Annotated in this window: 7 protein-coding genes; all 7 read right to left on the reverse strand. The window is 44.6% G+C overall.

All coding sequences use genetic code 11. The annotated features are described in order from the left end of the window. Positions 1–409 precede the first annotated feature (409 nt). From Xedl_RS18535 to Xedl_RS18565, 7 genes are read right to left on the reverse strand one after another with little or no spacing between them, the layout of a single operon-like run. The gene (locus Xedl_RS18535; RefSeq protein ID WP_074025210.1) at positions 410–2,536 is read right to left on the reverse strand and encodes a hypothetical protein; all 2,127 of its coding nucleotides are present in this window, start codon (positions 2,534–2,536) and stop codon (positions 410–412) included. 2 nt (positions 2,537–2,538) lie between these two features. Further along, the gene (locus Xedl_RS18540) at positions 2,539–3,138 is read right to left on the reverse strand and encodes a GNAT family N-acetyltransferase (RefSeq protein WP_074025211.1); all 600 of its coding nucleotides are present in this window, start codon (positions 3,136–3,138) and stop codon (positions 2,539–2,541) included. Beyond that, positions 3,139–3,936 (reverse strand): inositol monophosphatase family protein, encoded by a 798-nt coding sequence (locus Xedl_RS18545; RefSeq protein ID WP_074025212.1) that lies wholly within the window; start codon positions 3,934–3,936, stop codon positions 3,139–3,141. Between the two features lies 1 nt (position 3,937). Then, positions 3,938–4,642: a methyltransferase gene (locus Xedl_RS18550; protein WP_074025213.1), complete on the reverse strand. Its 705-nt coding sequence runs from the start codon at positions 4,640–4,642 to the stop codon at positions 3,938–3,940. Next, entirely contained in the window at positions 4,639–5,874 is a 1,236-nt protein-coding gene (locus tag Xedl_RS18555) for a DegT/DnrJ/EryC1/StrS family aminotransferase (protein ID WP_074025214.1), read from the reverse strand. The genes Xedl_RS18550 and Xedl_RS18555 overlap by 4 nt, the downstream gene beginning before the upstream one ends. Next, positions 5,867–7,399, reverse strand: coding sequence for a Gfo/Idh/MocA family oxidoreductase (locus Xedl_RS18560; protein ID WP_244149757.1), 1,533 nt, complete (start codon positions 7,397–7,399; stop codon positions 5,867–5,869). Before Xedl_RS18560 ends, Xedl_RS18555 begins: the two co-directional genes overlap by 8 nt. Next, positions 7,341–7,997 carry a M28 family peptidase gene (locus tag Xedl_RS18565; RefSeq protein ID WP_244149758.1) on the reverse strand — a complete coding sequence of 219 codons (657 nt, stop codon included), beginning with the start codon at positions 7,995–7,997 and terminating at the stop codon, positions 7,341–7,343. Before Xedl_RS18565 ends, Xedl_RS18560 begins: the two co-directional genes overlap by 59 nt. Positions 7,998–8,229 lie beyond the last annotated feature (232 nt).

The raw sequence follows: 8,229 nt of genomic DNA on the forward strand, positions 1-8,229 counted from the left end.
CGCCGGAGATGCAAGACTCGCTACGTAGTGATCTGGCTAATCTTCTACGACGGGACTTTCACCCGCAAGAAACAGTGCAGCTTTTCCCAGCGCACCATCGACATCACAGAAAATTTCAACTAACTTGTCCATAGCCTGTTCCCCCTCGGAGTTGTTTTCGGTGTGCACCAAAACTTTGCTCCTGGAACAGGCTTCTCGTCAATTTCTTATCCAGAATTCGGGTTAAAGAGGTTCAAATTTTTGGCAAAATTCATCGACGCAGCAGTAAAGTTCTTCTAAAGTAATCATAGCCTGAAGCACGATTTTGTTTTCTTTGACAAAGACTTTGATCGTGCCTCAAGCACTTTAGTTCCTTTCTTAAACTAAGCTCAGGTTATGTTAAGTTTTTCGAGAATATTTTCTTATCTTGTCATACAAAGAATTCTCGCCCACAGAAACCTATCCTTCCAAGAGAAACAAAATACATACGCAAATACATACAATGTCTATCGGCTGGGCACGGTACGCGAATTTCAATATTGATCAATTCATCTCCTCCAGAGCCTATCCTTACTTGTTCATTTGGCACTAATACTGAAGCATCATGACGTCGCCCATGTGTCACTGCTCCACCGACGGCGACGATGGTTTCTTCAAGGCCTGTGTTATGCAGAAGCATCTTTCCGTGTAATACTCTGGAGTTGATAGTGTTTTCCAGTTGAATTATTCGACCTTCAATGAAATTTGGCACTCCATCTTGAACTGTACCACAAACAACACAACTTACCATCCACCTCTGGGCAGAAGCGTCGTCAAGACTGGAAAACTGATAACGAATGGCATCTGAACGACAATTAGGACATCCCTCAACTAAAGGATCTGTACGAAGTACCCTGTAAGCATCGCGATATCCTTCAACAAAATGGTATTCACTCTTATTGGTTTCTCTCTGCAGTTTCGCTACGATACCTCTATCGACTAACGAAGTGGTTTTCTCGACGCGTTCCAGAGCTCGAACTAAAGCTCCATCTAGACCTCCACCGCAGCGACTGCTGGATGCCCGACGAACAAGATTGGGATAAGTATTACGGAGATCGGTGAGTAATTGACGCCCCTCAGAGATCTTGATGCCGAGTAACGCAACACGATCATATTCATCGAGAACCTCTCTGATCGAAGATAATACCTGCTCTGGTGATTGCCCTCGCTCTACAATTGTCAGTTCACTAAAATTAACATGGTTAACATTGCAATCAAGGATAGCACAAGGGCTTCCAGGAATACTTGAGCTCCGAATGAACCCTGCAACTGACGCCTTTTTTGGCGCGCCGTTTAGGTAACACAACTCGTCGGATAGATTGGAGGCTTGATCTCGTATCCCGAATACTAGGCCTTTTTTATATCCGGTTATGCTTTCAGAAGCACTTTTAGAGCAGGTTTTAAGGCTTGGGTCTCCCAAAATCATGACCTTGCCTACTTCCAATCCCCAAGCAGGAAGAATTCTATTCAATTCCCGGACGGTCTGACCTACAGTCATCCCTGCCCCCATAAGTCCGTGAAATACCAAATTCTCTTCGATACGACCATCCTTTAGCAAAGGGCTTGCAACATACACCGCTGCATTACCCTCTAGGAATCTCTGCGAGATTGTATACGAGTCATCTCCATCGAATATTCCATCTTTACCGACCTTAAGTGTAAGGCAGGCGTTGGCGAAAAAGACACGCCCTGGTATTACATTGGCGGTTAACCGCTTTAAATCAGGAAGAAAACAATCGTTGTTTACCATGCAAGTCGGTAGTCGTTTCCCACATACGGAAGGTGACTGAACAGTTATTCGTCCACAAATAAGTTCATCACTGCTGAGGCGAATGTAATCTTCGCTGGCGTGTCCGATAACACTCACAATAGTTTCAGTTCCACAGATAAGATCAGACCAATTAGTGAGTTCTTCACTATCTGCAGGTAAAATCTTCAGCCCCGCAGCCTGACGCATTTTTATGCCCTTATGAGTGGGGGCAAAGCAGATATCTTCACCTTCTTGCATACAACTATAAACAACTGTCTTCGTGAGGATAAATGTCCCTAGTTCTAAAGAATTTACAACAATGAATCCAGTCAAATCGTTGAATAATGACAAATCTCTCATTGACGCTTTTTTATCAATAGAAACTACCACGAGATGATCGTGTGTAGCTAAATGATTGTTACGCCATTTTGCCATTTCTTCCCAAGACACGAAGCTGCGCATAGAAGCCGATCGTAGCCTTTGAAAACCCTTCGCAAGAACTAAGGCAGATTGATCGCCAGACAGATACGCAACTGTTAACTTCTCAATGTTGTGCCATCCGCATGGCTTATTGAGGTTTATGTTAAAGTCGGTTGGAGTGGCCATAGGAGCATCTTCAGCGAAGAAGATAGCTGTTCTCTGGCACCATTCAACAACCATCTTGCGAGCCCATGCTTTTCTAATGAGGACAGGGACGAATGGCTGTCCCCAATCACAAACTTCAAGATATCGTTCCTCAGAATGACATAGAATGACAAGAGAGGTCATTGCTATATCCCCCGTTTTATCATCGCATACGTCATAGGACCACCTAAGGGGAGTTGGTATGCTGCTGTCACCTCGAATCCCAAACGCTCATAGATTCTTACGTTTTTGTCATCAGAAGTTTCAAGGAACACAGGAAATCCCTCACGCTCGGCTCTCTCAAGACCAGGTTCAATAACAGCACGGCCTAATCCTTTCCCCTGGTAATCTGGATCCACTGCTACTGCACCTAAGAACCAGCATGGAAAATTGGGCCGTTCTTTAGCCATAATAGATTCAGATGCCCGCATTACCTTTTCTCTTGTTCCTGCTATTTTTCCGAATTCGATAGATAGAGGAGCAAAAGTTGCCTCTGCGTCTTCAATATCGGGTGACGTCCATATTGATACAGCGGCTCCATCATCGGTAGCCCATACGTGACCGACTGTCATACCTACCTTTCTAAGAAAGGTCTCTTGATAGCGCCGTATTCGTTGCTGGTGATCATCTTCAGCGAGGAAATGCCGCATTAAGGAGTATCCATCGAAAGCGCGTGTCAGCGTCTGTACGCAACGCACCAATTGTGTTTCTGATATTTCTTTAGATTCCCGGACGATCATGTTCATTTATTCTCCAAATATATCAATTACGTGTTTGTGCAGAGTCTGACTGGTGGACGCGATTCCCACTCCTTTGTTTGCTAGAACAGGTTGACCCATTAGGTCGGTGCATATTCCTCCAGCTTCTTCGACGATTGGGATGAGTGCCGCTACATCCCAAGGAGCCACAATTGGCTCTATGGCAACATCTAATATTCCTTCGGCAACTAAGCAGTGCTGCAAGAAATCACCAAATCCACGGTTACAGAATGTCTGCTCGACCAAACGCTGATATTGCTGAAGTAAACCTTGTTTATGCCATGTATCAAATGCCGTGGTTGATATGTATGCATCTTTCAGACCTGAAACTTGCCGTACATGCATTCTGTTCCCGCTTCCCTGCGGGTTTTTGCTAAAGTATGCACCACTACCTTTTTCTGCCCACCAACAGCGCTTCAATTCAGGAGCGAAAACCACACCGATCTTGGGTTCTCCATCTTCTACGAGCGCCACAAGGGTGGCCCAGATAGGGATTCCGCGAATGAAGTTCTTGGTTCCGTCAATCGGGTCGACAATCCATACTCTCCCTTTATGAGCTGCTAGACCTCCGCTCTCTTCCCCAAAGAATAGATCATTAGGACGCTCAGATTCTATAAGTTCACGTACGCGCAATTCAGCACCAATATCCGCGGGGGTAACCGGGCTACCATCTTTCTTTAAAGTGACTTGAAATTCACTCGATTCTCTTAAAGAAAGAGCTGTTGTGGCCGCCTCCATTGCAACTCGCTGTGCTAGACGGAGATCATCCTCGCTGCCGAGTTTCACGTTAATAACACACCTCCATTAGGTGGTATTCCATAACGCGAGGTGCTTCGATTCGACGAATACACTGAACCATCGATAATGTGGCTGATGTATTTTTTGCGATAGCTTCCAGCACAGTTCCATTTTTGAGATCAGCAGTGCCTATGAGTAGGCGGCCATTTTTTCGCAAGTAGGTTGGAGCTCCTTGGATCAACCGGCGTTGACCAGCGTATTCAGGATCGAATACCGCAGCGTGCAATTCACTGGCCATATCAAAGTCACCATCAACATAAGTCCATGGAACGTTCCAGAAAATTAGGTCGAAGTCTTCAGTCATTTCGAGCGCGGAAAATACATCGCTCACACGCGCGGAAATCTGAGCCTCTACACCATGTCGGATCGCATTTCTAAGTGTATTAGTTACTGCGTTAGGATTGATATCCAATGCAACGATTTCTGAAACTCCGCTGAGAGCAGCGGTTACCGAGATCACCCCCGAACCGCAGCCTACTTCTAGCATACGCCCACCAATTGGATAAGGGAGCGCGCTTGCCATAACTTCAGTCGCACCTGTGAGTGTCCCAGGGAAAACACCTCGAATAAGCTCCCACTGTCGTCCAAGTAGACTAAATTCAGTAGGGAAGTCTGTGTCATGCAAGACGTGCATGAGTACTTTTTCTGCATCTTTCGGATTTTCTTGGAACACATCTAACTCGATATTTTTCATGTTCTTAACAACCCTTTATATTTTAGATCAATTTCAGCAATTGTCTTTTCGTAAATAGCTATTAATGGTTCATCTTCTTCACGATAAAAAGTTGGAAAAGAGACTGCTCTTTCGGAAACATCATACGCGACAGGTAGTAATTCCCTTATCGGTTTAACTCGTCTAGGTTCATGATTCCAAATATGTCGAGAAGCTGAATATAGTGGTTGATCGGCAAGAACCTCTCCAGAGGGAGCAGACACATCCAAACCTTTTTCCTGCATGATTTTCACCAAGTGATCCCGGCCAATTAACTTTTGTGCAGCAAGTGAGATGAGAGGCTTAAAACCATACCAAGCCCCCATATCAACGTGCGAGGAGATTTTCATGGGTTCAAATATATCTGTTAGCGATAGTGAGCTATTAAGACGATGTAGCCACTTATGGCGAAACTTCATACGTTGTGAAAACGCACGCAGACTGTGCTTCGCAACGATGGCATTGAATGGAGACATTCGTGTCTTCAGGCCGTAGCCAGTAACCCAATATTGTTGAAGATCCCTATCTTTAACCTCATTGCGTGCCCGATCGCGATAATGCCCTACCAGAGTAGCTGTGTCGGCAATGAGATCATCGTTCGTTACAAGAATGCCTCCCTCACCCGCAAAGATCGCTTTTTTAGTTTGCAAGGAGAAGACAGCGGCATCACCAAACGTTCCAACCGGACGCCCTCGAAACTTACTGCCATGCGCATGGGAGCAATCCTCAAGAATCTTAAGGTTATATTTTTCAGCAAACTTGATAACTTTATCCATATCGGCAGGATGTCCCCACTGATGTACCACTGTTAATATACGGCACGATTCAGTTATCATTTTTTCTGCCGCATCAATATCGATACACCGAGACTCTTGATCGATATCGACTAGAATAACTTCAGCACCTACGGAAAAGGCAGGACTAAGCGCTGCATGATAAGTTAATGCTGGTCCGAGAACTGATACCCCTCTGCGAGCCCCTAGTGCGTAATATGCAGCTTGAAGTGCACTTGTGCCGGAATTGAATGTAATTGCATGCTTAACCTTATTTCCTAAGAATGATTTGAATTCATCTTCAAATTGAGCGATTGGACCTACTCGACCGCTGATCGAAATGTCCGTGCGTCGCTGAAAAATTAATTCATTTTCCTCTTCTGAAGTTGGGGCTGGAGGCCATGGATCATGCGGAAACTGATATATATCAAATTTAGACATGTGTCTGCTCCTTTGTGTTTGTAATTCCAAAAGTAATGGCATAGGCCTCCGTAAGGCAGTCGACGATGTGCATGTGGCGTTCCATGTGAGGCAACCAATACAGCGGGTTATTACGGTTAGAGAGATACTCTTGATGCATGGTTTTGATTGTCCATTGCCCTCCTTGGGGCTCACGAACCTCCCACCTGAGGTTCCCTTGGCGGTCAAAGACATGGAGTATAGAGTCGCTCATCACTGCAATGCCTTTTGAACCATACAGTGTCAGTAGCTCAATTTTTTGGTGTGCGTGACGATTGGTTATGATTCTTCCTGTGCCATTACCACTGATTGAACTGGTAAGGATTGTGCTGGTGTCCTCTAACTGTTCGGCCTCTGTCTCTCCATAGCAGTATGCGATCTGGGCAGATTCAATCTTCTGCTCACCCAGTAGCCAGACAATAAAATCTAGCTGATGATAGGCCATATCCAGCATCACTCCTCCTCGTGCAGAAGTCCATTTTGAACGCCACCCACTGGTTCGACCAGGAATCGACAGTGAGTACTCATAAGTGTATGCATACACCTGTCCGAGAAGATGGAGGCTTGACTTAAGCTGTCTCCCTATTAGACGGAAAGGACGATGGGCAGTAGTGAATACAGGAGTAGATTTTTCACTGGCAATTTGAAATAATTCTCGAGCTTCTTTGCTTGTAACTGCGAAGGGCTTCTCCTTTAAGACGCTAATGCCTTTTGATAGTAATTGGATAGCAAGTTCAGTGTGATATTCGTGTGGAACAGCCAAATAGGCAACCTCCACATTAATTTTGCTTTTTTCGAACATCTCACTAATAGAGGCGAATGTCTGTAATCCCATCTTTTCGGTACGATGCCTAGCTTCAATATCGATATCAACTGCAGCAATCACCTTCCCTCGGGAGTAATGTGTCAAGAATTCTGCAGCTTGTTTTCCTCCTGCACCGATAATTGCAAGTTGAAGTGGGTACAAGCTTCGGTTAGACACAGAGATTTCTCTTATATTTTCAGAGAGTGCGTGGCTTTCTGAAAGTGCTCGTGTAGCAATGTTGTAGATGTGTTCACCGTAGCCTAAGAAATGGTTAACCTGTAGGAATGATTGAATTTCTTCTTGGGTAAGGAACCAGCGAGCATGAGTGTACTTATCACGCTCAATGCGCTGTTCGGCCTCATTCATGTTTACTTCGACAAGAAAGCTCTTATCGATCCACCTGTCTCCTTGTAAGTCATATTCATCCATTCCAAGTTCGGAGATGATTCGAGTTAGCTGCCATCCTGTCTCTTCAAAAATCTCTCGTTCAAGAGCTTGAAGTTCGCTTTCACCTTCTTCTACCTTTCCGCCAACAACATCCCAAGCACCAGGCAGTACCTTGCAATCCCAACGTCGTTGCTGTAGATAAATTGCACCATCCTCTGGGCGTCGAATGAGAGCGGCAACAGTCATTTTTAATTGATTAATCATGTGCATCATCCAACTTTGCGAGAAGATGGTGAAGAACAAATTGTGTTTCATACAATTTCTTCTGATCAACATGTCCATAATTATCACATTGACGGTGATAACAGTCATCGAATGGATAACCTGCCTGTCCTCCCCATTTGATAGCTTGCTCACGAGTTTTTATTTCAAACGATCCTCCCCAGAGTCCTCCGGTGGGAATTCCAGCATCTTTATAACTTAAATCATCAGATCGAGGGGTTGTATTGGTGTCGACTTCTGCTTCAATGCCCAACTTTTGGTAAGCTTCTATAATTCTATTCGAGATCCTTTGGCTGACATTTCCACCATTAGTGTCCCGGGTGTAAAAATATCCTGAGTTTGGGGATGTTTGCATCTCCAGGTTCACGTAGGCATAGATGCTGTCTGGATTTGTCACAGTTTGGAGATAGCTCCGTGAACCAGCGAATACAAATTCTTCGGCGCTCCAAAACATATATCGATAAGTTCTAGATTTCGGCTGATTAGCATTACTTATCGCGTAATCTAACAGCAGTGCCGCACTCGTAGCATTGTCATTGATCCCAGGACTTTGAGGAACTGAATCTAAATGGGCACCAACTTCAATTGCTGGGGAGTTATTTGTTCCAGTATTTTCGGCAATGAGGTTCATGCTCCACCTACGCTCTGTGGTCATTAGAACGTCCAATACCAAACTAGATGGATCAGAATGGATTTTGATGTAAGTGGGATGGCTTATTCCCACTAGAGGTATATCTAGATATCCGGTGCCTTTCAGCAATATATAAATAAGCTTTCAAAATAGTAGATCACTTGGAGGGAACTCAGTCCAATTTTTGCGATCTGATTAATCGCCAAATCAAAAAAAATCCCAAAATGGACTG

It is taken from the genome of Xenorhabdus eapokensis, from assembly GCF_001908105.1.